We start from the raw sequence: 24,985 nt of genomic DNA, 5'->3' as shown, positions 1-24,985 counted from the left end.
CCTATCTATACTGGCGCGCAATGAATAGTTCCCACTGATGGACTGGCTCGCACCCATTCTGGCTCTGCTGGCGCTGCCTCGTTTCGGGCTCTCCACGCTGTTCGTCGCGGCGTTCATTTCCGCCACGCTGGTGCCGGTGGGATCCGAAGCGGTGCTCTACGGCCTGCTTCGCTTGAACCCGGAGCTGTTCTGGAGCGCCGTCTTCGTGGCCACTGCCGGCAACACACTGGGCGGCGCCGTGGACTGGTGGATGGGCTACGGCGCCCATCAGGTCGTGGACAAGTACCACCATTCACGCTCGCATGTGAAGGCTATTGAATGGCTGGAGCGCCTGGGCCCCGTGGCTTGCCTGCTCTCGTGGCTGCCGATCGTCGGCGATCCGCTATGCGCCGTGGCCGGCTGGCTGCGGATGCCGTTCTGGCCTTGCGTGGGCTACATGCTGATCGGCAAGTTCCTGCGCTATGTGACGATGACCGCCGCGCTGCTGTACGTCTGGCCAACGGCGGCTACACATTGAACAGGAAGTTCAGCACGTCGCCGTCCTTGACGACATATTCCTTGCCTTCGCTGCGCATCTTGCCCGCGTCCTTGGAGCCTTGCTCACCCTTGTAGGCGATGAAGTCGTCGAAGGCGATGGTCTGGGCACGGATGAATCCGCGCTCGAAATCGGTGTGGATCACACCTGCGGCCTGCGGCGCCGTGTCGCCGATGTGGATGGTCCAGGCGCGCACTTCCTTCACGCCGGCGGTGAAATAGGTTTGCAGGCCCAGCAGCTTGAACGCCGCGCGGATCAGGCGGTTCAGGCCCGGCTCCTCCTGCCCGATTTCTGCCAGGAACATCTGCTTGTCCTCGTCGCTCATGTCGGCCATCTCGGCTTCGATCTTCGCGCAGATCACCACCACCGGCGCACCCTGCGTTGCCGCGTAGGCGCGCAGCTGGTCCAGGTAGGGGTTGTTCTCGAATCCGGCCTCGTCGACGTTGCCGACGAACATCGCCGGCTTGGCCGTGATCAGGCACAACGGCTTGAGAACCGCCTTCTCCTCGTCGGTGAACTTGAGCGCGCGCACCGGCTGCGCCTCGTTCAGCGCCGCCTGCACCCGGGTCAGCACGCTGACCAGCTTGGCGGCTTCCTTGTCGTTGCCCGACTTGGCCGCCTTGATCGAGCGCTGCAATGTCTTGTCCACCGTCCCCAGGTCGGCCAGGCACAACTCGGTCTGGATCACCTCGATGTCCGACACCGGGTCGACCTTGCCCGAGACGTGGATGATGTTCGGATCGTCGAAGCAGCGCACCACGTTGACGATGGCGTCGGTCTCGCGGATATGCGCCAGGAACTGGTTGCCCAGGCCCTCTCCCTTGCTGGCGCCGGCGACCAGCCCGGCGATGTCGACAAACTCGACGATGGCGGGCACGACGCGCTCGGGCTTGACGATCTCAGAGAGCCTGGCCAGGCGCGGGTCGGGCAGTTCCACGATGCCGACGTTGGGCTCGATGGTGCAGAAGGGATAGTTTTCCGCGGCAATCCCAGCCTTTGTCAACGCATTGAACAAGGTGGATTTCCCTACGTTGGGCAACCCTACAATCCCGCACTTCAAGCTCATGGCAGTTCCAGAAAATCAAGCCCGAAAGTGTATGCGATGCATCGCTCACGCTGCCCGCGATGCCCTGCGCGCGGGCATGGTGGCGTTGCTGCTCTCGGGCTGGGCCGCCGCCGCGACCCAAGGACAGCCGCCGCCTCCCGTGCAGCTCAGCGATACGCAGGGGCCGCTGGATGCCCAGGGACTGGCGGGCGCATGGGTGGATCCGCGCGGCACCGCCACGCTCGAACAGGCCCTGCAGGGCGGGCCGTCGCTGTTCCAGCCGGCCCGCGCCGAGCTGATCTACTCGCTCGGCAAAGACGGTGCCCTCTGGTTGCATTACCGGCTGGTGCGCGGCCGCAACGATCGCAATGGCTGGCTGATGGCTCTGCCGATGCCCGTGCTCGATTTCGCGACCGTCTACCAGCGGGACGCCCGCGGGCAGTGGCTGAGCCAGACGGCTGGCGACATGATCGCCGTGGCGGCCTGGCCCGAGCCCGGCCGCTACCCGCACTTCCGCCTGGACTTGCCCTCCGGAGAGGTTCGCGATGTCTATGTGCGCATCAAGCATCTCACCCCCGCCAACTTCCCGGTCCAGCTGATTTCGGAGTCGGCCTACGACCAGCGCATCCAGATCGAATACCTGGGGCTGGGCCTCACCTTCGGCGCACTGATGCTGCTGATCGCCACCTGCCTGGCCCAGACCCTGGTGTACCGCGACCGCGTGTATGCGTGGTACGCCTTGTACGCACTGGTCACCATGCTGGGCGTCACCGCCTACACGGGTGTGGCGGCGCACCTGATCTGGCCCGAGTTCGGGGCGCTGGGCGATGCGCCCCAAGCCTGCCTGGCCATACTCGCCGCTGCCGCGGCCCTGCTGTTCGTGCGCAACCTCACCGGGATATCGGCCCGCCATCCGGTCATCGACGAAATGGCGTACTGGGCGGGACTCGCCGGCATCGTGCTGGCCGCCGTGTACCCGGTGTTGGACAAGCCCGTGGGTCTGATGGCGGTTGCTGCCTACTTGGCCGCAACCTCGCTGACCAACATCTGGATCGCGACGGCGGGCTGGCGCCGAGGCGACATCGTGGGCGCCTGGGTGCTGGTGGCCTACTCTCCATTCGCGATGGCGATCGGCATGGGCGTGCTGCGCTTGTTCGGCTGGCTGCCGGTCTCGTTCGGCACGCAGTACGCGGTGGTGGTGGCGACCGCCCTGCAGGTGCCGCTACTGCTGGTCGCATTGAACATCCGCTCGCGCGAGCGGCACGGGGCGGAAATCCGCGAGCAGGCGCTTTCCAGCCAGGACGCGCTCACCGGCCTGCTGGCGCCGCACCTGTTCCACGACCGGCTGCGCCAGGTGGTGGCGCGCCACAAACGCGACAAGGAAAACGCCGCGGTCGTGTTCATCGACCTGATCAACTACCCGCGCATCAAGGACTACTACGGTTCGGCCGTGGCCGAGCAAAGCCTGCTGCGCAGTGTGATCAAGCTGCGCCGGCTGCTGCGCGACGTCGACACCGTCAGCCGCATCGGCGAGGCACGCTTCGGCCTGATCCTGGAAGGCGTGACATCGCGCATCGCGGTGACCGACCGCGCCGCGCGCTTGATCGCCGCGGGCCTGATGCCGCTCAAGGGCCTGAAACCGGACGTCACCTTGCAGTTCCATATCGCGGCGGTACTGCTCGACGAACGGATGTCCGAGGCGCCCGAGCTCGCGGATGCGCTCGACGGGCTGCTGGGCGGCATGTCACCGCGCACGCGCCGCCCGATCCGCTTCCTCGAGCCCGAGGTGACGCAGCCGGCGCCGATGGAGTCGGACTCGTCGATGCTCGAATCGGACAGCGGGCTGCCAGTGCCTGAAGGCGCAAGGGTCTCCGCGGGAATCAGCCTCAGTCGAATCGCCAGTCGGCCGTGACGGACTGGCCCACGCGCAGGGTCTGGTCGATGCCCTGCAGCACGATGGCGTTCATGCCGAAGGTCACGGCGCCATTGACAAGCTCGTTGCTGCGATAGGTCTGCAGGGTATCGGACACATGCGTCGCGGTTTCGGCCGTGGCCGGATCGATGTTGGGGATGGGGCAGCGCGGGCAGGGCTTGACCGGTTTCAGCTGAACCTCCTGCGCGGCGGCGATCCGCAGCACGTCGAGCCGGTCTTCATCGTGGGCCTCCAGGCCCGCCAGCACGATGTTGGGCCGGAAGCGCTCTATGCCCACCGGGCCATGCCCGGCCGCAGCCAGCCGGCGATTCAGCTCGGTGAGCGATCCTTCGCTCGCGACCAGGAGGGGGAAGCCATCGCTGAACTGGTTGGTCGCCTCCACGCCGCCGGTCCATTTCAGGCTGGACAGGCGTCGCTGCTCGGGATCGAAGCGCACCAGCCGAAGTTTTTGGCCGAGGAAATCGCTGAACCACTGCGCAGCGACGCCGCCCATGTCATAAGCGCTGACTTCGTCATCCCAGACGCGCACCTTCACGGGTTCCTCCACGGCATCGATGGACAGGTGCAAGGCCAGCATGCCCGGCGCGCGCAGCACCACCTCATAGTGCTTCAGCTGCACCTGCACCAGGGCCATGCGGGGCAGTTCGCGCTGGCTGACGAATTCGCCTTTTTCGTCCACCACCATCCAGGCGCGGTCCAGGTCCAGGCCGGTTTCGGTGAGCACGGCTTCCTGCAATTCCACGCCGGCGCAGGATTTGACGGGATACACGAACAGGCGGGCGATACGGGTGTTGACGTCGGGCATTGAGGAGCTCATGAACGTGATTGTGCCCCGCTCCTACAATCCCCCCATGGTCCCCGATGTTTGTATCCGCGGCGCCGGCGTCGTCGGCCGGACCCTGGCCCTGCTGCTGGCGCGCGACAGGCTGCGCGTGGGCCTGGTGCGCGACGCCGCGCCTGCGAGCGGCGCGGCCAGCGATGTGCGGGCCTATGCGCTCAATGCCGCCTCCAAGGATTTGCTCGAGATGCTGCGCGCCTGGCCGGACGCCCAGCACGCCACGCCGGTACTGGGCATGCGTGTGCACGGCGACGAGGGCGGCGAGGTGCATTTCGATGCCCAAGCCCATGGCGCACCGGCCCTGGCCTGGATCGTCGATGTGCAGGGGCTGCAGGAACGCCTGGCCGATGCCTTGCGCTACCAGCCGCTGGTGGAATGGCTGGACGCGCCGGCGCCTGCTGCACTCACCGTGATCTGCGAGGGCAGGGCCAGCACCGCCCGCGCCGAGTTCGGCGTCCAGTTCGAGGTCACGTCTTACCGGCAGCGCGCCATCGCGGCGCGGCTCCACTGTGAGAAACCCCATGACCGGCTGGCGCGGCAGTGGTTCGCGGAAGGCGAAATCCTGGCTTTTCTGCCCTTAGGCGGGTCCGAACCGGGGGCCAACGGGAACTCGGTGGCCGTTGTGTGGTCAGTCGAGGAGCAGCGAGCGACGGATTTGCTCGCGTCAGACAATGCAGCCTTCGAAGCGCAGCTGGAAGCGGCCAGCCATCGGGCCCTGGGCAAGCTGAGCTTGGCGAGCGAGCGGGCCGCGTGGCCCTTGCAGCTGGCCCAGGCCGACCGCTGGTGCGGTCCCGGTTGGGTGCTGGCGGGCGATGCCGCCCACACCGTGCATCCCCTGGCGGGCCAGGGACTGAACCTGGGGCTGGCCGATGCCAGGGAACTGGCGCAGGTGCTGCACCAGCGCGAGTACTGGCGCAGCGTCGGCGATCTGAAGCTGTTGCGGCGTTTCGAGCGCTCGCGCAAGGCCGACGTGCTGGCGATGGCCGGCGCGACGGATGGCCTGCAGCAGCTTTTTGCGCAGCAGGCCGAGCCTTGGGCGACCTTGCGCAATTGGGGCATGACGGGGTTCGATCGCAGCGGGCCTTTGAAGGATTGGGTGGCGCGCCAGGCGATGGGCCGCCTTTGAACTTGAAGTAATGGAACAACAATGACACTGATCAAACGCGCTGCGCTGGCAGCCTTGGTGGCCGCCGGCCTGCTGGCCGGCACGGCGCAGGCGCAGGAAGCGGCCATCCGCAAGAACCTCGCGGAGCGGCTGCCGCAGCTGGGCAAGATCGACGAGATCAACAAGACCCCGATGTCCAGCCTCTTCGAAGTGCGGGTAGGCACCGAGCTGTTCTATACCGACGCCGACGGCAACTTCCTGATCCACGGCCAGCTGATCGATACCAAACAGCAGCGCAACCTCACCGAGGAGCGCATGGAAAAGCTGATGGCGATCGACTTCTCGGCGCTGCCCGTCAAGGACGCGTTCACCATCGTGCGCGGCAATGGCAAGCGCAAGGTCGCCGTTTTCGAAGACCCGAACTGCGGTTACTGCAAGCGCTTCGAACGCGACTTGCAGAAAGTGGACAACGTCACGGTGTACATGTTCCTGTATCCGATCCTGGGCCCGGACTCCGGCGAAAAGTCCCGCAACATCTGGTGCGCCAAGGACAAGGCGAAAGCCTGGCTGGACCTCATGGTGCGCGACCAGGCGGCGCCAGCGGCCAGCTGCGACGCCGGGGCCATCGCGCGCAACGTCGAATTCGGCAAGAAGTACAAGATCACCGGCACGCCTACGCTGGTGTTCGCCGATGGGACCCGTGTTCCGGGCGCCATCGGTGCCGCGCAGGTCGAGAAACTGCTGGCCGACGCGAAGCAGTGACGCCGTCTCCGCCACGCGGCGCCAGCATCCACTACCGGGTGGAAGCGGCGGACCTGCACGCCCACCTGTTCCACGTCACGCTCAGCATCGATCAGCCCGCGGCCCAGCAGCGCGTATCGCTGCCGGTCTGGATTCCGGGCAGCTACCTGGTGCGGGAGTTTTCGAAGAACCTGCAGCGCCTGACGGCCCGGCAAGACGGCCGACCAGTCGCAGTCCAGCAACTGGACAAATGCGACTGGCAGATCGAGTGCGTTCCCAGCAGCCCGCTGATATTGAGCTACGAGGTCTATGCCTTCGACAACTCGGTGCGCACGGCCTGGCTGGACACGCAGCGGGGCTTCTTCAACGGAACCAGCCTGTGCCTGAGGGTGCACGAGCAGGAAAGCTCGGTACATTCGCTGGAGCTGCTGGCCGTGAAGGGGATGAGCCACTGGGAAGTGGCGACGGGCCTGGCTCCGCACAGGGTGGGCAAGCGCGGTTTCGGCACCTACCTGGCAGCGGACTACGACGAGCTGGTCGATTGCCCCGTGGAGATGGGCGCCTTCTGGAGCGGCGAGTTCAAGGCCGGCGGCGTGCCGCACCGGCTGGTGGTGGCCGGCGCCAGCGAATCGCTCGACCATGCGCGGCTGCTGGCCGACGTGCACAAGATCTGCGAGACCGAGATCCGCTTCTGGCATGACCGCAAGCGCCCGCCGCACAAGAGCTACCTGTTCATGCTCAATGTGGTGGACGACGGCTATGGCGGACTGGAGCATCGCAACTCCACCGCACTGATCGCTTCGCGGCGCGACCTGCCGCGGCTGGGCGAGGCGCGCCTGAACGATGGCTACATCACCCTGCTGGGCCTGATCAGCCACGAGTACTTCCACACCTGGAACGTCAAGCATCTGCGGCCGGCGGAGTTCACCCACTACGACTACACCGGCGAGAACTACACGCACCTGCTCTGGTTCTTCGAGGGTTTCACCAGCTATTACGACGACCTGCTGCTGCGCCGCGCCGGACTGATCGACGACGCCACCTACATCAAGCTGCTGAACAAGACCATCAACCAGGTGCTGCAGACCCCGGGCCGCGAAGTGCAGTCCGTGGCCCAGGCCAGCTTCGACGCCTGGGTCAAGTACTACCGCCAGGACGAGAACACTGCCAACGCCACCGTCAGCTACTACACCAAGGGTGCATTGGTGGCGCTATGCTTCGACCTCACACTGCGCGCCGAGGGCCACACCACGCTGGATGAAGTGATGCGGGCCCTGTGGCAGCGCTGCAAGGCAGGTCCCATGGCAGAGGCAGATTTCGCGGCGGTCCTGAAGGAACTGGGCGGACGGGCTTTCACGCGCGAGATCGCGTCGTGGGTTCACGGCACGCGCGAGCTTCCGCTGGAGGAATTGCTGCAGCCGCTCGGCGTGGTGGTCTTGGAAGAGCCCGCGCAACTGCAACAGCGGCTGGGCATTCGCGCCACGGAAACCGCAGGTGTCGTGATCAAGACCGTGCTGCGCGGAGGCGCGGCCGAACAGGCCGGTTTCGCCGCCAACGACGAGTGGCTGGGTATTGAAATCGGCGCGACCGGTTGGCGCATGACCAAGCTCGACGACCTGCTCCTTTACGCCGGCAGCCACAAGAAGGTAACGGCATTGGTGGCACGGGACCGCCGCCTGTTGCGGCTCGAGTTGAACCTGCCGTCCGCGGTGACTACCTGGCGGCTGGTCTTGCGCGACCCCGGCCGCGCCCAGCCGTGGCTGGCCGCGCACGCCTGAGCGCCGGCGCCGGCTGGCGCCTCGCGGCGCTGTTGGCGATCGTCGTGCTCGTTCACGCCCTGACGCTGAACTGGCTGTCGCGGCAATTGGACCAGACGCCTCTGCTGCGGCCGCTGGCCACGCCGATGTTCACGCGGCTGCTTCGTCCCGAGGCACCGGCGGCGGCGCCGGCACCGCCGCCGCGCAAGCCTGCGGCGGCCCGGCCCAAGCGACCCGCTGTCACGGCCATCACGAGGCCGGCCGGCGCCTTGCCGCCCGCTTCGCCCGCCTCCGCACCGGAACCGCTGCCTCAGCCCGTGGCGCAGGCGCCTCAGCCACCGCAAGAGCCGGTCAGTGCACCCGAAAACACTGCGGCCGCCGCCACCCCACCCGCATCGGCGCCTGCGCCGGAGCCGGCCCAGCCCGCGTCGGCTGCCTCGGCCGCCCCGGCCGCCCCGGCCGCCCCGGCCGCTCCCGTTGCCACGCTGGACAGCTGGCCTGCGGACACCCGCCTGAATTACCGCCTCAGCGGACAGTACCGCGGCACCGCCGAACTATATGGCAGCGCCCGGGTGCAATGGCAGCGCGACGGCGACCGCTACCAGACCAAGGTGGACATGGTCCTCACCGGCCTGACCTCCTTCGTGATGACCAGCCAGGGGGAAGTCACGCCGCAGGGCCTGCTGCCCAGGGTGTACGAGGAGTTGCGTGCCAGCGGCCCCCGCGGTGCGCGCCTGGGCGATGAAACGATTGCCCTGGCCAACGGCAGCACGGTGCCGCGCCCGCCGGGGGTGCAGGACAGCGCCAGCCAGTTCGTCGATCTCAGCCACCGGTTCGCGAGCGGCAAGGACGTGCTGGAAATCGGCCGCAGCGTGAGCTTCTGGATGGCGCGCCCCGGCGCGGTGGATTTGTGGACCTACGACGTCGTCGGCAAGGAGATGCTCCAAAGCCCGGAGCTGGGATCGTTCGAGGCGTTCCACCTGAAGCCCCGCCCCATCGCCAATCCACGAGGCAATATCACCGCCGAGATGTGGTTCGCACCCAGCCTGCAATACCTGCCGGTGCGCATCCGCGTGAACATGGGCGAAGCGACCTACCTGGATCTCACCGTCGTGAAGATCGAGCAGCGCTGATCACTCACGCGGCCTTGCGCTGGTCCAGCACGCGCTTGGCCTTGCCCATGCTGCGCTCGACGCCACCGCAGGCGCGCAGCTCGATCCGCGCCGAAGTGCCGATGTAGGTCTTGATCTCATGCGCCAGCCTCTCGGCGGCGGCCTGGGCCGGCGCCGAGTCATGCGCCAGGTCATGCCGGGTTTCGACAGCCACGGTCAGGCAATCCAGCGGACCTTCGCGGGTGAGGATGCACTGGTAGTGCGGCGCCAGCTCGGCGCGCTTCAGGATCAGCTCCTCGATCTGCGTGGGGAAGACGTTCACGCCGCGCACGATCATCATGTCGTCGCTGCGGCCGGTGATCTTCTCCATCCGCCGCATCGTGCGCGCCGTGCCAGGCAAGAGGCGCGTCAGGTCGCGCGTGCGGTAGCGGATGATGGGCAGCGCTTCCTTGGTCAGGCTGGTGAACACCAGCTCACCCAGTTCGCCGTCGGCCACCAGCTCCCCGGTTTCCGGATCGATGATCTCGGGGTAGAAATGATCCTCCCAGATCGTTGGGCCGTCCTTGGTTTCCAGGCACTCGTTGGCCACGCCCGGACCCATCACCTCCGACAGGCCATAGATGTCGACCGCGTCCAGGCCCATGCGCCGCTCGATCGCTTCGCGCATGTCGTTGGTCCAGGGCTCGGCGCCGAAGATGCCCAGGCGCAGGCTGGACTGCGCGGGATCCAGCCCTTGCCGCTCGAATTCGTCGGCGATGGCCAGCATGTAGCTGGGCGTGACCATGATGATGTCGGGGCGGAAATCGTTGATCAACTGCACCTGGCGCTCGGTCTGGCCGCCGCCGAACGGCACCACGGTGAGCCCCAGTCTCTCGGCGCCATAGTGCGCGCCCAGGCCGCCGGTGAACAGGCCATAGCCGTAGCTCACGTGCACCAGGTCGCCGGGCCGGGCGCCTGCCGCGCGGATGCTGCGCGCCATCACGTGGGACCAGGTGTCGATGTCGTTGCGGGTATAGCCCACAACGGTGGGCTTGCCGGTGGTTCCGCTGGAAGCGTGGATGCGCGCGCATTGTTCGCGCGGCACCGCGAACATGCCGAAGGGATAGCTGTCTCGCAGGTCCTGCTTGGTGGTGAAGGGGAACTTCGCCAGGTCGGCGAGCGTGCGGCAATCCTTCGGGTGGATCCGCTCCTGGTCGAACTTGGCGCGATAGACCGGCGAGTTGGCGTAGGCGTGGGCCAGCGTGGCTTGCAGGCGCTTGAGCTGCAGGGCGCGCAGCTCGTCGATGCCGGCTGTCTCGATAGCCTCCAAGGGAAAACTGTTCATTCCGCTTCCTTGATCACGTGGCCCTGGATCTGCGTGCTCTTGCCGCGAAACATCGCGACCGTCTCGCCGCGCTGGTTGCAGACCTTCATGTCGTAGATGCCGTGCCGGCCTTGCAGCACCTGCTCCACGCCCTCGCAGGTGAGCACGTCGCCGAGCCGGCCGGGCCGGAGGAACTCGATGCTGCAGCCCGCTGCCACCGTGGCCTGGTTGCGGCTGTTGCAGGCGAAAGCGAAAGTGGAGTCGGCCAGCGTGAAGATCAGGCCGCCATGGCAGATGTCGTGCCCGTTGAGCATCTGCTCGCGCACCGTCATGCGCATGGTGGCGCGGCCGGGCTCGCAGCTAAGAAGCTCCATCTGCATGAAATCCTTGCTGGCGCGGTCTCCAGCGAACATGGTTTCGCCGACCTGGGCGGCTAGCGCGCGAGCATCCGGCATCATTCCCCCTTGAACTGGGCGGGGCGTTTCTGCAGGAACGCCGTGACGCCCTCGATGTAGTCGTGCGTGTTGCCCAGGGCCGACTGGGTGTCGCGCTCGGCGTCGAGCTGGACATCGAGCTCGTTGCTGGCGGCAGCCCGCAGCAGCCGGCGTGTCTCGACCAACGCCTTGGTCGGCATGGTGGCCAGCCGCTGCGCCAATTTCATCGCGGCTTCGACGCAATCCTCGCCCTCTGCCGCAACCTCCCAGATCATCCCCTGCTCTTTTGCATCCTTGGCGCTCAGCTTGTCACCCAGCATCGCGCAGCCCAGCGCGCGCGCCAGGCCCAGGCGCTTGACCAGGAACCAGGTGCCGCCGGCGTCCGGCACCAAGCCGATCTTGCTGAAGGCCTGGATGAAGCTCGCGCTTGGTGCGGCCACCGCCAGATCGCAGGTCATCGCCAGCGAGGCGCCCGCGCCCGCGGCGACGCCGTTGACGGCCGCCACCGTCGGCACGCGCAGCGCCTGCAACTTGCGCACCGTCGGGTTGAAAGCCTGATCGATGATCGGCCCGGGATTGGCGCGCTCGATCAGGTCCGGGCCCGGCGCGAAATCGAATTCGGCCAGATCGGCGCCGGCGCAAAAGCCGCGTCCTGCGCCGGTGATCACCAGGGCGCGGATGGACTTGTCGGCCTCGATCTTGTCGAAGGCATCCCAGAGTTCCTGGTGCATCGCCCGGGTAAAGCTGTTGAGCGCCTGCGGGCGGTTGAGCGTGATCAGCGCCACGGCGCCGCGCACCTCGTAAAGGACGGTCTTGTCGGTCATGAACGGTCTCCTTGGTGTCACTCTACCATTAACCGACCACTCGGTCGGTTAATGCAGGCCTGGGTATAGTGCTGCGATTAAACAGGAGAAAAGCATGGCTTACGAACTCATCCAGGTTCGCACCGAAGGCGGCAAGGTCGGCATCGTCACGTTGAACCGGCCCAAGCAGCTCAACGCACTGAACAACGAGCTGATGGATGAACTGGGCGCCGCGCTCAAGGCGTTCGACGCCGACGAGGCGATCGGCTGCATAGTGATCACTGGCAGCGAAAAGGCCTTTGCCGCGGGGGCCGACATCGGCGCCATGGCCAGCTACTCCTTCGCCGACGCCTACAAGGGCGACTACATCACCCGCAACTGGGAAACCATCCGCAGCATACGCAAGCCGGTGATCGCGGCGGTGAGCGGGTTCGCGCTGGGCGGCGGCTGCGAGCTGGCGATGATGTGCGACTTCATCATTGCCGCGGACAACGCGAGGTTCGGCCAGCCCGAGATCAAGCTGGGCATCATTCCGGGCGCCGGCGGCACGCAACGCCTGCCGCGCGCAGTGGGGAAATCCAAGGCGATGGACATGGCATTGACGTCGCGGATGATGGACGCGACCGAAGCCGAGCGTTCGGGCCTGGTCAGCCGCGTGGTGCCGCTGGACAAGCTGATGGACGAAACGCTGGCCGCAGCCCTGACGATTTGCGACTTCTCGCAGGTCGCCGTGATGGCCGCCAAGGAATCGATCAACCGGTCCTTCGAGAGCGGCCTCTCCGACGGCGTGATGTTCGAGCGCCGGATGTTCCATGCCATGTTCGCGACCGCCGACCAGAAGGAAGGCATGGATGCCTTCGTCAACAAGCGCAAGGCTCAGTTCAAGCACCAGTGACGGTGCAATTCCTCAGCGCGCAGCCAGGCGGTTGATCTCCTCTCGCAAGGCTTGCAGCCGGGCCGGTTCCGGGCGCGTCGTGTAAGTCCCGCCAAGACCGGCAAGGGTCCAGCGCAGCTGGGCCCCGGCCAGCTCGATCACACCCGCGGGCTGGCCCTCGCGGGTCAACTCGATCCGGTGGGTCACGGCCGCTTCCAGCGCCTCCTGGCTGCGCGCTTCGCGCGCCATGCCGTTCAGCAACTGGGCGAGGCCCGGTGCCTGTTCCCGTGCCACCTCCCAAGTGCGCCCCTGCGATGCGATGCGCAAATGCGTCCAGTGAATGGCGGCAGTCGACTCAGCCCGCGACATCGCCGGTGCACCCGGCGCGGCAGATTGCGGCGAGGGGACGCTCTTCGCCAGCTCCCTCTGCTCCTGGTCGCGCATGGCATCAACCGCCGCCTCTGCGCGCCGCTCACGCGGCGACTCGGCCGGCTGAGGCTTGGTGGTGGCAGGTGCCGGCTTGCGCGCCGGCGTAGCGGCCGGCGGTGGCGTGACAGCGGCGGATGGCTGGGCTGGAGGCGACACGACCGGCGGCTCCGCTGCTGGCGATGGCTCGCGCGTCTGCGCCATGTCCGGCATGGCGGTGGGGATCTCCCGTTCGCGCCAGAGCACCGTGACCAAGGTCGCGATCACGACGCTGGCCAGGGCCGCATTCCAGGGCATGGACCGGTTACCCATGCCTTGCCACAGCTTTTGCCACCAAGCGGCGGGAGGCGGCGGCGCCAGGGCCTGCCGGGCGGCATCGAGCACCGCCCGGCGCGTTCGCCGATCGGGCAGCAGGTCCGCATCCGGCGCCGACTCCAGCGCCCGCCGCAATCGTGCATCGCGCATATCGCTCATGAAGGTTGCTCCAGCACGTCGAGGTACTGGCGCATGCAGCCCCGCAGTTTCTGCAGCGCATAGCGCAGCCGGCTCTTGGCGGTCTCGAATTGCAGGCCCAGCCTTTGGGCCAGGTCTTCCACGCTGGCGCCGTCTTCATGGTGCAGCAGGAACGCGGCGCGCTGTGCCGGCGGCAGTTCGTCCAGGCAGTGCAGCAATTGCTGGCCGGCAGCGCGCCAGAAGGCGACATCCTCGCTCGAAGGATGGGTCATATCCAGGGTGGCTGCGATCCAGTCCAGCGGATCTTCCCCATCGTCGCGTGCGCTCACGCCAACTTCGCGGCCGCTCGCGCGCAAACGGTCCATGGCCAGGTTGTGGGCAATGGTGAACGCCCAGGTTCGCCAAGCCGCGCCCTGCGGCTGGAAGCTGGCTCGCGCGGCAACGATCCGCATCCAGGTGTCCTGGAACACCTCGTCGGCCTGCGCGGCCAGCGGCGCGCCCAGCAGCCTGCGCACGAAGCGAAACAGCGCGCCCTCATGGCGCGCGTAAAGCTCGTCGAAAGCAGCGGCGTCACCCCGCGCGTAGGCCAGCATCAATTGCTCGTCGGGCATGGCGCTATAGGGCATGGGCAGATTTTCACATCACCTGCTACGGGCCAGCCCGTGCTTCGGGGTTAAACCCAGGCAGAAAAATTCACCCTCATCGCGCCGCCCAGCCGTACCAGCCTTCACCACATCCATTGGAGGCACCCGATGAAGAACCATCCCCCGCGCCCATTCGCGCTGGTACTGATCGCGCAGTTGCTGCTCGCGGCCTGCAGCGCCACGGCTCATTCACCGCCACCGGGCCAGTGGCCCGAACCCAAGCCCACGCCCTGGCCGGAGCCGATGCCGTTCCCGACGCCCATCGTGCGCACCGTGCCCAACTTCCAGGCGCCTTCGGCGACGCACTGCGCGAGGCCGGTGCAGACCCGCGAGCTGCCCGGCCGCGTCGCGGGAGACCAGATCCGGGGTGGCCATCACGAACACCGCGACCGCCTCGCCAAGTCGGCGCCCGCCGAACTGTCCGACTCCGCCCGCAGCGGCCCGCCGTCAATGTTTCCCTCACCGCAGCCGCAAGTGCAGCAACCGCCTTCGACGGGACCCGTAACGGCCGGCATGGTCGATGACAACGCGGATTTCAGCGGTTACCTGGCGTTTCGCAACCGCACCCGGGTGGAGCACCGCACGCGCGATATCCGCGAGCGCTATCTGCTGGAAGTGAAGGACCCGCGCGGGCGCGGCGTTGCGGACGCCGAAGTGGCGGTGCAGGCCACCAGCGGCCACGCGATGTGGGCGCGCACCGATGCGGCAGGCCGCGCCTGGCTGCATCCCAATGCCTTCGATCCTTCCCGCTCCAGCTACTACGCGGTGGCGGTGCGCAAGGACGGCCGGCAGTCGTGGGCGCAGCTCACCCGCGGCCAGAAGAGTTCGGTGGAGGTGGTCCTGGACGCCCGGCCGGCCGAGGCGCGCGCCAAGCTGGACCTGGTCTTCCTGATCGACGCCACCGGCTCGATGGCCGACGAGATCGACAAGCTCAAGGCCACCTTGAGGAGCATTTCGGCCGAGGTGTCACGCCTGCCCAGCCAGCCGGACATCTGCTTCGGCCTGGTCGCCTATCGCGACAAGGGCGACGAATTCCTGCTGCGCAGCCACGACTTCACCAATGACGTGGGCGACTTTCTGCAGAACGCGCTCTATCCCTTGCGGGCTGCGGCCGGGGGCGACTACCCCGAAGCGATGAACGAGGCCTTTCACGACACCGTGCACAACCTCAGCTGGCGCGGCGAGGGCGCCACCCGCCTGGTGGTGTTGCTGGCCGACGCCCCGCCGCACCTGGACTATGGCGGGCCCCACTACGACGAGGACATGCTGGCCGCCCTGGGCAAGGGGATCAAGGTCTTCAGCGTGGGCGCCAGCGGCCTGGACAAGCAAGGCGAGTTAATCCAGCGCCAGATCGCGCAGTACACCGGAGGGCGTTTCGTCTTCCTGACCTACGCCCAGGCGCATGACCCGGCCAGCGGTCCGGGCCGCGAAACGGTGCACGACGTGAAAAATTACTCGGTGGACACGCTGGACCGGCTGATCGTGCGGCTGGTGTCGGAAGAATTGGGGAAATTGGCGCGTTGAGGCTGACTCGGCCCAGGTCTTATATAATCGTTGGCTCGGCGCTTTAGCTCAGTCGGTTAGAGCGATGGAATCATAATCCACAGGTCCGCGGTTCGAATCCGTGAAGCGCCACCAGCTACCGCAAGCCTTGCAGGCCGCCAGCCTGCAAGGCTTTTTGCTTTCCGCTCGCTCAGACGGCGTCGCGCGACTTGCCCTTGACCAGCCCGTAGACGAACAGCAGCACCACGGCGCCGAGCACCGAGGCTATCCAGCCGGCCGGCTCGTTTTGCTGATACCAGCCCATCGCCATGCCGGCATAACGTGCGATGAAGGCGCCCGCTATGCCGAGCAACGTGGTCATGATCAGGCCCAGCTTGTCGTCGCCGGGTTTGACGGCTCGCGCGATCAGCCCCACGATGAAGCCGACGACGATGGTGCCAAGTATCTCGAGCATCGAAACCTCCTTGAATATTTGGTTTTCCACTTTACCGCCACAGGTTCAGCCCGTGTGGCTCAGCAATTCGCACTCGTGTTGGTAAACTTGGGCTTGCCCGAGGCGCCCCGGCGCCTTGTTACATCCACAGCCTCTGGATCTACACCATGAACCGCTGGAATCAAACCCGGGCCCGCCTCGTACAGGTCGCATACGCGGCCCTGGCCGGCCTGTCATTCACCTTGCCACCCGCCGCGCTCGCGCAAGGCATTCAACGCTCCGCGCCCAAGGACGTCGTGCTGGGCCAGATGGTGGTGACGGCGCCGCCCGAACTCACCATGGACGGCAAACCCGACCGCCTCTCGCCGGGCTCGCGCATCCGCGACCTCAACAACATGCTGGTCCTCTCGGGCGGCATCGTGGGCAAGACCCTGCCCGTGGTCTATCGCCGTGACGCGGTCGGGCTGGTGCATGAAGTCTGGCTCCTGACCGAGGAGGAATACAGCAAGCTCGGCGGGACCTCCGGCTCGGGGGCCGAAGGCTACAAGCGCTTCAACGAATTGCTCATGATGATCTTCGGGTCCCGCCGATAGGTGCTGCCATGACAAAAAAGGTTTTTATCAAGACCTTCGGCTGCCAGATGAACGAGTACGACTCGGACAAAATGGCCGATGTGATGAATGCTGCGCAAGGCTACGAGCCGACCCAAGACGTCGAGGAAGCCGACCTGATCCTGTTCAACACCTGCTCCGTGCGCGAGAAGGCCCAGGAGAAAGTGTTCAGCGACCTGGGGCGCGTCAAGCATCTCAAGAAAAAGGGTGTGCTGATCGGCGTGGGTGGCTGCGTGGCCAGCCAGGAAGGCGCCGCCATCATCGAGCGCGCACCGTTCGTGGACGTCGTGTTCGGACCGCAAACGCTGCACCGCCTGCCGGATCTGCTGCGCGAGCGTGAGCGCCAGCAGCGCCCGCAGGTGGACATCAGCTTTCCCGAGATCGAGAAGTTCGATCACCTGCCGCCGGCACGGGTGGACGGCGCCACGGCGTTCGTGAGCATCATGGAAGGCTGCTCCAAGTACTGCAGCTATTGCGTCGTGCCCTACACCCGCGGCGAGGAAGTCTCGCGGCCGTTCGACGACGTCCTGATCGAGGTGGCGGGCCTGGCCGACCAGGGCGTCAAGGAAGTGACGCTGCTCGGCCAGAACGTCAACGCCTACCGCGGCAAGATGGGCGACACCGCGGATATCGCCGACTTCGCGCTGCTGATCGAATACGTGGCCGACATCCCCGGGATAGAACGCATCCGCTACACCACCAGCCACCCGAACGAGTTCACCCAGCGGCTGATCGATGCCTATGCCAAGGTGCCCAAGCTGGTGAGCCACCTGCACCTGCCGGTGCAGCACGGCAGCGACCGCATCCTGATGGCGATGAAGCGCGGCTACACGGCCATGGAATACAAGAGCACGGTGCGCAAGCTGCGCGCCATCCGGCCCGAGCTGGCCCTGTCCAGCGATTTCATCGTGGGCTTCCCGGGCGAGACCGAGGAAGACTTCGGCAAGATGATGAAACTCATCGCCGACGTCGGCTACGACAACAGCTTCAGTTTCATCTTCAGCCCGCGCCCCGGCACGCCGGCAGCGGCGCTGCACGACGAAACGCCACATGAGGTGAAGCTCAAACGCCTGCACCTGCTGCAGGCGGCGATCGACGACAGCGCGGCGCGCATCAGCGCCAGCCGTGTCGGCACCGTCCAGCGCATCCTTGTCGAAGGGCCATCGCGCAAGGACGCCAGCGAACTGGCCGGTCGCACCGAGTGCAACCGGATGGTGAACTTCAAGGGGCCGGCCCGCCTGGTCGGCCAGTTGATCGACGTGACGATCACGTCAGCGAACTCGCATTCGCTGCGCGGTGAAGTGGTGACGGCGGAAGCCTCGGCACTGGCCGCCTGACCCGCCGTTGCCGCCATGGGTTCTTTCCGCCAGCTGTTGCTGGTCGCCTTTCTGTTGATTGCCGCACTGCTGGGAGGCACCGCGCTGCGGGCCGTGGTCATCCTGGATCGCCTCATGGCGAAAAGCAGCGAGGCCGCGGGCCATGCGCTCGCCCTCAACGGGGCGGCACAGGCGCTGACAGCCCGCACGGCCGGTATGGAGAGAGCGGCCCGCCAATCGCTGATCCTGAACGACGCTGTTCTGCGCAAGCGGTTCGACGAGGAGACCCGGGCCGCGCGCGCCGCGCTGGCCGAGATCGACGCCGGCGGCTTGCCCAAACCCGAGTTGCTGCTGTGGCAAGCCCAGGCGGAAGCCATCCAGCGGCTGTTTCAGGGTCCGCCCGAGACGGCACTCGAGCGCGAGCGCAACATTGCGGCGGAATTTCGGGAACTGGCCGCGCTCAACAATCGCATCACCGCGGGGACCCAGGCCCTGATCGAGCATCGCAACAAGGCTCTTGACGAGCAGCTGGAAGCAAGCCGCGCACGCCTGACCCGCCAAGTGCTGTTCACCATTGCGCTTGCGGTCATGCTCGCCGTCGCGCTGGGGGTCTGGCTGGCGCGGCCTTTCAAGCATCTGGAGCGCGCCATCATCGGGCTGGGTGAAAACCGGCTCGGTGAGCCCATCAATATCAAGGGCCCCTTGGACGTCCGCAGAGTCAGCCAGCACCTGGAATGGCTGCGGCTGCGCCTGACCGAGCTGGACGCGGACAAGGCTCGCTTCTTGCGTCATGTCTCGCACGAGCTGAAGACGCCGCTTGCTGCCCTGCGTGAAGGCGTCGCGCTGCTGCAGGAAGGCGTTCCCGGCGAACTCAACAGGAGTCAACGCGACGTGATCCGAATCCTGAACCAGAACACGCTGACTCTGCAGGGTCAGATCGAGGCGCTGCTGCGCTTCAACGCGGCCGCGTTCGAGGCGGGGCAACTGCAGCGCAGCAGGACCAACCTCACGGACTTGATCGAGGAACAGATCGATGCCCAGCATCTGCAATGTCAGGCGATGCAACTCAATGTGGTGGTGGAGGGCGAGCCCGTCATGCTGACCGTCGATCGCGAGAAGCTGGGGACTACCATCGCCAACCTGCTGTCCAACGCCATTCGCTTCTCGCCCCGCGGCGGCACCATTCGTGTGCAGGTCTCCGCGCAACCCGACCATGTGCGCATCGACGTGCTCGACCAGGGGCCCGGAGTGGCAGCGACCGACCGCGAGCGCGTGTTCGAGCCCTTCTACCGTGGCGAGCGCCAGCCCAAGGATGCCGTGCGGGGCACGGGCATCGGGCTGTCGATCGTCAAGGAATACATACAGGCCCATGGCGGCCGCATCGGGCTGCCGTCTGACAGTCAGGGCGGCCATTTCCGGATAGAACTGCCCCATGCAAGCTGACCTTCATACGGCCGGCCGCCTTTGTGCGCGCCACCTTCCTTACCTCATCCTGGCGCTGGCTTTCGTCGCGGGCCTGTACGGCTGCGCATCACCTGCGCAATCACAGCCGGCGCCACCGCCGATGGCGGCGATTCCCGCGCCGCCAACGGCTGTCCCGGCCACGGCGCCCAGCCCGGCGGAAACCCTGCTCGCCTACGCGGAGCGCGTCAGGAGTCTGCAGCCGGCCGAACTCGCGCAGGAAATCAACGGCCTCGGCGATCCGCAGGATTCGACGCGGCAGATGCAGTTGGCCATCGCGCTGGGCACCGCGCGCACGCCCGGCAACGCCGCACGTGCGCAGGCGCTTTTGCAACGTGTGCTGGCCCAGAACCAGCCGCAAGCGCAGGTGCTGCATCCGCTGGCGCGAATGCTGCTGGCGCAGCAAGCGGACGCGCGTCGCCTCGAGGAGCAGTTGGAACGCCAAAGCCAGCAGACAAAGGACGCCCACCGGCGCATCGAACTGCTCAACGACCGGCTGGAGGCCTTGCGCGCGGTCGAGCGCAGCCTGCTGCTGCGGCCGGCCGCAGCAATGTCGGCGCCTGCCAACGGACAGCGCCTCACACCATGACCATCAGCCTCGCATCGGACGTTTCTCCCGCGCAGCCTCGCCTTCTCGTCGTCGATGACGACGCCGACATGCTGCGCCTGCTGTCCATGCGGCTGAACTCCGCAGGCTACCGGGTGAGCACGGCCGGCTCGGCGGAAAGCGCCCTGGCCAAACTCCAGATCGAGCGTCCCCAGCTGGTCCTGAGTGATGTGCGGATGCCGGGACAAGACGGGCTGGCCCTGTTCACCGAGATCCGCATGCGCCATCCGTCGCTGCCCGTGATCCTGCTCACCGCGCACGGCACCATTCCCGATGCGGTGGAGGCCACGGCACGCGGCGTTTTCAGCTACCTGACCAAGCCCTACGACGCCAAGGTCCTGCTGGACAAGATCGCACAGGCCCTGGCACTGGGTGCGCCGCATCATGAAGCCGCCGATGCGGACGAGGGTTGGCGCCGCGACATCATCAGCCGCTCCGGCCACATGGCCGACCTGCTGGCCGAGGCCCGCATGGTGGCGACGTCGGACGCCAGCGTGCTGCTGCGCGGCGACAGCGGAACGGGCAAGGAAATGCTGGCACAGGCCATCCACCGGGCGAGCCCACGCGCCCAGCGGCCCTTCGTCGCCGTCAACTGCGGCGCCATTCCCGAAGCGCTGCTGGAGTCGGAACTTTTCGGCCACGTGAAAGGCGCGTTCACGGACGCAGTGGCCAACCACAAGGGTCTGTTCCAGGCAGCCGACGGTGGCACCCTGCTGCTGGACGAGATCGGCGACATGCCGCCGGCGCTGCAGGTGAAGCTGCTGCGCGTGCTGCAAGAGCGCACGGTGCGCCCCGTCGGGTCCAGCCAGTCGCATCCGGTCGACGTGCGCATCATCTCCGCGACGCACCGTGACCTGGACGCCGCCATGGCGCAGGGCCAGTTCCGCCAGGACCTGTATTACCGCCTGAACGTCGTCACGCTCACGCTGCCCACGCTGGGCGACCGAAGGGAAGACATCCCGTTGTTGGCGAACCATTTCCTGCAGCGCCTCGCCTCCAAGTACGGCCGACGACTCTCCGGCTTCGCCCCGGAGGCCCTCAGGGCGCTGATCGCCGCGCCTTGGCCGGGCAATGTTCGCCAGCTCTACAACGTGGTCGAGCAGGTCTGCGCTCTGGCCACGACGCCCTTGGTGCCGTTGGCCCTGGTGCAACGCGCGCTGCGCACGCCGTCGATCCCGGTGCTGACTTACGCCGATGCCAAGCAGCGTTTTGAGCGCGACTACCTGGTCGGCCTGCTGAAGCTGACCGATGGCAACGTGGCGGATGCGGCCCGGCTGGCCGATCGCAACCGCACCGAGTTCTACCGCCTGTTGCAAAAGCACGAGCTCACCCCGGGACACTTCCAATCGGACATTCCGCCCGGCGTGTCGCTATCCGGCGACTGAGCCAAGTCGTTGATTCCACTCGGTATTTTCCAGATCAGCTGGAGTGCTTGTCGCCGTATGGCGACAAAAGACACGGGTTTCCACGCCGGGCTGCTCTTCCTTTAAGCACCTGAAGCCCAGATGCCCCGTAAGCCATTGATTTAAAATAACTTTTCCAGCTGGCATAGGGTTTGCACTAGGCCATGCATGACCCATGTCCCCGCGCTGTCTCGGCGCTTTGCCCGCCTGGCCGGCCTCGCCTTCGCGTTGTTGGGCGCCTGGGCGGTATCGCAAGCCGCGCAGCCGCCCGCGTTCGACTTCGAGCGGCTTTCGGCGCTGGCCCGCCAGAACTCGCAAACCCCCTATCGGTCCGTCCCCGCCGCGTTGCCGGCGGAACTGCTCCAACTCGACTACGACGGCTTGCGCGAGCTGCGCTTTCAGCCCGCCAAGGCGCTGTGGCGCGACGCGCAACTGCCGTTCGAAGCGATGTTTTTCCATCTGGGACAACACCATCGCCAGCCGGTGCGCATCCATGAGGTGTCCTCGCAGGGCGTGCTCCGCATTCCCTATCGCAGCGAGCAGTTCGACTTCGGCAAGAGCGCGCTAGCTCCCGAGCGATGGGGCGATCTCGGCTTCGCCGGCCTGCGCGTCCACTACCCGCTCGCCGACGCGGGCTACAAGGACGAGCTCATCGCTTTCCTGGGCGCGAGCTACTTCCGCGCGCTGGGCTCGGGCCAGCAGTACGGCCTGTCCGCCAGGGGCCTGGCGATCGACACCACGGGCGGAAGCGGCGAGGAATTTCCCGCCTTCACCGATTTCTGGCTGGAGCGGCCGTCGCCCGACGCGAAGCAGCTGACGATCCATGCGCTGCTGGATTCGCCGCGCGCCACGGGCGCCTACCGCTTCGACATCACACCCGGTCCGGAGACGGTCACCCGCGTGCAGGCCCGGATCTTCCTGCGCTCGGCGCCGGGAAAGCCGATCGCCACGCTCGGCATAGCGCCGCTGACCAGCATGTTCTTCTTCGGCGAGAACCAGCCGCGCCGCGCCGACTTCCGGCCCGAGGTACACGACTCGGACGGGCTGCTGGTCGCGACCGGCAGCGGGGAGTGGCTGTGGCGGCCATTGCAAAACCCGGCGCGGCCCACCGCCACTTCCTTTGCCATGGACAGCCTGCGCGGCTTCGGCCTGATGCAACGGGACCGCGCGTTCGCCAGCTACGAAGACGTGGAGGCGCGCTACGAGCGCCGCCCCAGCGCCTGGATTCGCCCCTTGGGCGATTGGGGCCCCGGCCGGGTGGAGCTGCTGCAGTTGCCCACGCCCGACGAAACGCATGACAACGTCGTCGCCTACTGGGTGCCCGCCGCGCTGCCGGCGCCCGGCACGCCGCTGGAAATTGCCTACGAGATCGGCTGGCAGGGCGACAAGCAACAGCAGCCGCCCGGCAGCTGGGTGACGCAGTCCCGGCGCGGTATCGGCTATGCGCGCGAGAGCGCATCGGCGCCGGCGGATCAGGTGCAGTACGTCGTCGACTTCGCCGGCCCCGCGCTGGACGCGTTGCCGGCCGATGCCGCAGTCCGCGCGGTGGTGAGCTCCGACGGCAACGGCCGCCTGCTCGAACAGCTGGCCTACCGCAATCCCGCGACCAAGAGTTGGCGGATGACCGTACGGGTACAGCGGCTGGATGCCACGCGCCCGGTGGAACTGCGCGCCTTTCTTCAACACGACAACCACATCCTGAGCGAAACATGGACCAACATCATTCTTCCCGAGTAGGCCCGCGCGAATGGCGGCATCCCAACTCGGTGACGGCGCCGCCGCTCAACCGGGGATCGATGGCCCCCCAACCGTGGCGCGGCTTCTGGAACAGCATCTTCACGGCGATGCTTTCGCGCCTGGTGCGCGGGGACAAGGCGCCACCGCCGCAGAGGGAACCTTGGCAGGAGGGCGCCGGACGGCGCCGGTTGGTGTTCGCACTTTTGACCTTGGCCAGCGCGGGTGGGGCCACCGTGCTGTTCGCCGGCGCCCAGCCCGACTATGGCAACGCCTGGCTGGAATGGGGCCAGATCGCGCTGTTCGCCACCCTTTCGACCTGGGTGGTGACGGGTTTCGTGACGGCGCTGATGGGTTTTTACGTCAGCCTGCGCGGCGACGTGCGGGCGCTGTCAGCCCGCCAGGTGCGGCAGCATGCGATGAACCCGCAGGCCCGCACCGCGATCATCATGCCCATCTGCAACGAGGATGTGGCGACCGTGTTCGCGGGACTGCGCGCCACGTGCGAGTCCGTCGCGGCCACGGGCCACGCCCCCGCCTTCGACGTGTTCGTGCTGTCCGACACCAGCCGCCCCGAGATCGCGTCCGCTGAGCGCGCCGCGTGGGAAGAGTTGCGCAGCGCCCTGGCCGCGCAACCCGGCCAACCCCAGATCGAGGTGTACTACCGGCTGCGCGCCCGCCGTACCCATCGCAAGGCGGGCAACGTGGCCGATTTCTGCCGGCGCTGGGGCAAGGATTACCGCTACATGCTGGTGCTGGACGCCGACAGCGTGATGAGCGGGGACTGCATCACCTCGCTGGTCAAGCTGATGGAGGCCCATCCGCGCGCCGGCATCATCCAGACCGCGACGCAGGCGGTCGGGCATGCCACGCTGCACGCCCGCGCCCAGCAATTCGCCTCGCGCGTGACCGGGCGGCTGTTCACATTGGGCATGCAGTTCTGGCAGCTGGGCGAGTCGCACTACTGGGGCCACAACGCGATCATCCGCGTCGAGCCTTTCATGCGCCACTGCGCCCTGGCACCGATCGCGGGCGGCGGCGGCCTGGCCGGGCCCATCATGTCGCACGACTTCGTCGAGGCGGCGCTGATGCGCCGCGCCGGCTACGAGGTCTGGCTGGTGTCCGACCTGGCGGGCAGCTATGAACAACAGCCGCCCGACCTCCTGTCCGAACTGCAGCGCGATCGCCGCTGGTGCCAGGGCAATCTGCAGAACTCCCGCCTGGCGGCCGAACCCGGCATCCATCCGGTGCACCGCGCCATGTTCCTCATCGGCGCCATGTCCTACCTCTCGGCGCCCTTGTGGCTCGCGTTCCTGACGTTCGGTACCGCGCTGTGGATGACGGGTGCCGCGATCGTGCCGGACTGGCGTGCCCTGCCCAGCGAATTGCGCGGCTTGTGGGCCTGGACGCTTTGCATGCTCTTCTTGCCGCGCCTGCTGGGGCTGGCCGCGGTGTTCCTGCGGCGCGAGCAGCCAAGCTTCGGCGGCACCTTCGCGCTCCTGCGCAGCGCCGCGGCCGAAACCCTGATGGCCGTACTGCAGGCGCCGGTGCGGATGCTGGCCCATTCGCTGTTCGTGCTGGTGGCGCTGACCGGCCTGAAGCTCGAATGGAAGTCGCCGCCCAGGGAAGCAGCTGCGATCTCGTGGGGCGAAGCGGGAGCCCGGCTGTCGCCGATGACAGGCGTGATCGGTCTGCTCGCGGCGGCCGTCGCCTGGGTGGATCCGGGCGCGCTGGTCTTGCTGGCGCCGGTGGCGATGCCGCTGTTGTTGGCGGTGCCACTGGCGGTATTCACCAGCCATGTTTCGCTGGGCGGCTGGATGCGCGAACGCGGGCTGCTGCTGATCCCGGAAGAGTCGCGTTCGCCGGCGGTGCTGCGGCGCGCGTGGCTGCACGCACGCGCGGCCTGAGGGCTGC

General features: G+C 67.0%; 23 protein-coding genes and 1 tRNA gene. 16 read left to right on the top strand and 8 right to left on the bottom strand.

The features are described 5' to 3' along the window. The first annotated feature begins 37 nt into the window (after positions 1-37). A complete protein-coding gene (locus HNE04_RS25160) occupies positions 38-517 on the top strand; it encodes a YqaA family protein (RefSeq protein WP_172225773.1) in 480 nt (159 codons plus the stop codon). Here HNE04_RS25160 and ychF read toward each other — a convergent pair. Further along, complete coding sequence (gene ychF / locus HNE04_RS25155; RefSeq protein WP_172225770.1) at positions 507-1,601, bottom strand: redox-regulated ATPase YchF; 1,095 nt, start codon at positions 1,599-1,601, stop codon at positions 507-509. The genes HNE04_RS25160 and ychF overlap by 11 nt on opposite strands. Before the next feature lie 31 nt (positions 1,602-1,632). On the opposite strand from ychF, the gene HNE04_RS25150 reads away from it, so the two are divergent. After that, the gene (locus HNE04_RS25150) at positions 1,633-3,492 is read left to right on the top strand and encodes a sensor domain-containing diguanylate cyclase (RefSeq protein WP_172225767.1); all 1,860 of its coding nucleotides are present in this window, start codon (positions 1,633-1,635) and stop codon (positions 3,490-3,492) included. Here HNE04_RS25150 and HNE04_RS25145 read toward each other — a convergent pair. Beyond that, positions 3,467-4,330 carry an MOSC domain-containing protein gene (locus HNE04_RS25145; RefSeq protein ID WP_172225764.1) on the bottom strand — a complete coding sequence of 288 codons (864 nt, stop codon included), beginning with the start codon at positions 4,328-4,330 and terminating at the stop codon, positions 3,467-3,469. The genes HNE04_RS25150 and HNE04_RS25145 overlap by 26 nt on opposite strands. 34 nt (positions 4,331-4,364) lie before the next feature. Between HNE04_RS25145 and HNE04_RS25140 the strand changes: the two genes are divergently transcribed. The 4 genes from HNE04_RS25140 to HNE04_RS25125 are packed head-to-tail and all read left to right on the top strand — an operon-like array spanning position 4,365 to position 9,087. Continuing rightward, the gene (locus HNE04_RS25140) at positions 4,365-5,477 is read left to right on the top strand and encodes an FAD-dependent monooxygenase (RefSeq protein WP_172225761.1); all 1,113 of its coding nucleotides are present in this window, start codon (positions 4,365-4,367) and stop codon (positions 5,475-5,477) included. Positions 5,478-5,498: 21 nt separating this feature from the next. Beyond that, complete coding sequence (locus HNE04_RS25135) at positions 5,499-6,218, top strand: DsbC family protein (RefSeq protein WP_172225758.1); 720 nt, start codon at positions 5,499-5,501, stop codon at positions 6,216-6,218. Next, a complete protein-coding gene (locus HNE04_RS25130) occupies positions 6,215-7,975 on the top strand; it encodes a M61 family metallopeptidase (protein WP_328700413.1) in 1,761 nt (586 codons plus the stop codon). Before HNE04_RS25135 ends, HNE04_RS25130 begins: the two co-directional genes overlap by 4 nt. Then, complete coding sequence (locus tag HNE04_RS25125) at positions 7,954-9,087, top strand: DUF3108 domain-containing protein (RefSeq protein WP_172225755.1); 1,134 nt, start codon at positions 7,954-7,956, stop codon at positions 9,085-9,087. Before HNE04_RS25130 ends, HNE04_RS25125 begins: the two co-directional genes overlap by 22 nt. Before the next feature lie 4 nt (positions 9,088-9,091). On the opposite strand, the gene paaK is transcribed toward HNE04_RS25125, so the two are convergent. The 3 genes from paaK to HNE04_RS25110 are packed head-to-tail and all read right to left on the bottom strand — an operon-like array spanning position 9,092 to position 11,627. Further along, complete coding sequence (gene paaK / locus HNE04_RS25120) at positions 9,092-10,390, bottom strand: phenylacetate--CoA ligase PaaK (RefSeq protein ID WP_172225752.1); 1,299 nt, start codon at positions 10,388-10,390, stop codon at positions 9,092-9,094. Then, positions 10,387-10,827, bottom strand: a complete 441-nt coding sequence (gene paaI, locus HNE04_RS25115) for a hydroxyphenylacetyl-CoA thioesterase PaaI (RefSeq protein WP_172225749.1) — start codon at positions 10,825-10,827, stop codon at positions 10,387-10,389. Before paaI ends, paaK begins: the two co-directional genes overlap by 4 nt. Beyond that, positions 10,824-11,627, bottom strand: a complete 804-nt coding sequence (locus HNE04_RS25110; RefSeq protein WP_172225747.1) for an enoyl-CoA hydratase-related protein — start codon at positions 11,625-11,627, stop codon at positions 10,824-10,826. Before HNE04_RS25110 ends, paaI begins: the two co-directional genes overlap by 4 nt. A 94-nt stretch (positions 11,628-11,721) precedes the next feature. Between HNE04_RS25110 and HNE04_RS25105 the strand changes: the two genes are divergently transcribed. Beyond that, on the top strand, positions 11,722-12,501 hold the full coding sequence (locus HNE04_RS25105) for an enoyl-CoA hydratase (protein WP_172225745.1): 780 nt from the start codon (positions 11,722-11,724) through the stop codon (positions 12,499-12,501). A gap of 12 nt (positions 12,502-12,513) precedes the next feature. On the opposite strand, the gene HNE04_RS25100 is transcribed toward HNE04_RS25105, so the two are convergent. Both HNE04_RS25100 and HNE04_RS25095 read right to left on the bottom strand, forming a co-directional pair. Continuing rightward, positions 12,514-13,380 carry a hypothetical protein gene (locus tag HNE04_RS25100; protein WP_172225743.1) on the bottom strand — a complete coding sequence of 289 codons (867 nt, stop codon included), beginning with the start codon at positions 13,378-13,380 and terminating at the stop codon, positions 12,514-12,516. Beyond that, positions 13,377-13,985 carry a sigma-70 family RNA polymerase sigma factor gene (locus HNE04_RS25095; RefSeq protein ID WP_235965404.1) on the bottom strand — a complete coding sequence of 203 codons (609 nt, stop codon included), beginning with the start codon at positions 13,983-13,985 and terminating at the stop codon, positions 13,377-13,379. Before HNE04_RS25095 ends, HNE04_RS25100 begins: the two co-directional genes overlap by 4 nt. 126 nt (positions 13,986-14,111) lie before the next feature. Between HNE04_RS25095 and HNE04_RS25090 the strand changes: the two genes are divergently transcribed. Together HNE04_RS25090 and HNE04_RS25085 are read left to right on the top strand one after the other, a co-directional pair. After that, positions 14,112-15,527 (top strand): VWA domain-containing protein, encoded by a 1,416-nt coding sequence (locus tag HNE04_RS25090; protein WP_172225741.1) that lies wholly within the window; start codon positions 14,112-14,114, stop codon positions 15,525-15,527. A 37-nt stretch (positions 15,528-15,564) separates the two neighbouring features. Continuing rightward, positions 15,565-15,641 (top strand) — tRNA-Met (locus tag HNE04_RS25085). 55 nt (positions 15,642-15,696) lie between these two features. On the opposite strand, the gene HNE04_RS25080 is transcribed toward HNE04_RS25085, so the two are convergent. Then, the gene (locus HNE04_RS25080) at positions 15,697-15,960 is read right to left on the bottom strand and encodes a GlsB/YeaQ/YmgE family stress response membrane protein (protein ID WP_172225739.1); all 264 of its coding nucleotides are present in this window, start codon (positions 15,958-15,960) and stop codon (positions 15,697-15,699) included. A gap of 146 nt (positions 15,961-16,106) precedes the next feature. Between HNE04_RS25080 and HNE04_RS25075 the strand changes: the two genes are divergently transcribed. From HNE04_RS25075 to mdoH, 7 genes are all read left to right on the top strand, one after another. Beyond that, positions 16,107-16,532 (top strand): hypothetical protein, encoded by a 426-nt coding sequence (locus HNE04_RS25075; RefSeq protein WP_172225737.1) that lies wholly within the window; start codon positions 16,107-16,109, stop codon positions 16,530-16,532. An 8-nt stretch (positions 16,533-16,540) separates the two neighbouring features. Continuing rightward, positions 16,541-17,887, top strand: a complete 1,347-nt coding sequence (miaB, locus tag HNE04_RS25070) for a tRNA (N6-isopentenyl adenosine(37)-C2)-methylthiotransferase MiaB (RefSeq protein ID WP_172225735.1) — start codon at positions 16,541-16,543, stop codon at positions 17,885-17,887. 15 nt (positions 17,888-17,902) lie between these two features. Further along, a complete protein-coding gene (locus HNE04_RS25065; RefSeq protein ID WP_172225732.1) occupies positions 17,903-19,309 on the top strand; it encodes a sensor histidine kinase in 1,407 nt (468 codons plus the stop codon). Further along, entirely contained in the window at positions 19,299-19,916 is a 618-nt protein-coding gene (locus HNE04_RS25060) for a hypothetical protein (RefSeq protein ID WP_172225729.1), read from the top strand. Before HNE04_RS25065 ends, HNE04_RS25060 begins: the two co-directional genes overlap by 11 nt. Beyond that, positions 19,913-21,319 (top strand): sigma 54-interacting transcriptional regulator, encoded by a 1,407-nt coding sequence (locus HNE04_RS25055; RefSeq protein ID WP_172225726.1) that lies wholly within the window; start codon positions 19,913-19,915, stop codon positions 21,317-21,319. Before HNE04_RS25060 ends, HNE04_RS25055 begins: the two co-directional genes overlap by 4 nt. 186 nt (positions 21,320-21,505) lie before the next feature. After that, positions 21,506-23,074: a glucan biosynthesis protein G gene (locus HNE04_RS25050; RefSeq protein WP_172225723.1), complete on the top strand. Its 1,569-nt coding sequence runs from the start codon at positions 21,506-21,508 to the stop codon at positions 23,072-23,074. Continuing rightward, positions 23,047-24,978, top strand: coding sequence for a glucans biosynthesis glucosyltransferase MdoH (gene mdoH / locus HNE04_RS25045; RefSeq protein WP_172225720.1), 1,932 nt, complete (start codon positions 23,047-23,049; stop codon positions 24,976-24,978). The genes HNE04_RS25050 and mdoH overlap by 28 nt, the downstream gene beginning before the upstream one ends. The last annotated feature ends 7 nt before the right edge of the window (positions 24,979-24,985 follow it).

Source organism: Caenimonas soli, from assembly GCF_013155545.1.
GTDB lineage: Bacteria > Pseudomonadota > Gammaproteobacteria > Burkholderiales > Burkholderiaceae_C > Ramlibacter > Ramlibacter soli.
The sequence above is the reverse complement of the archived record's forward strand: the minus strand, read 5'-3'. Positions and strand labels throughout refer to the sequence as shown.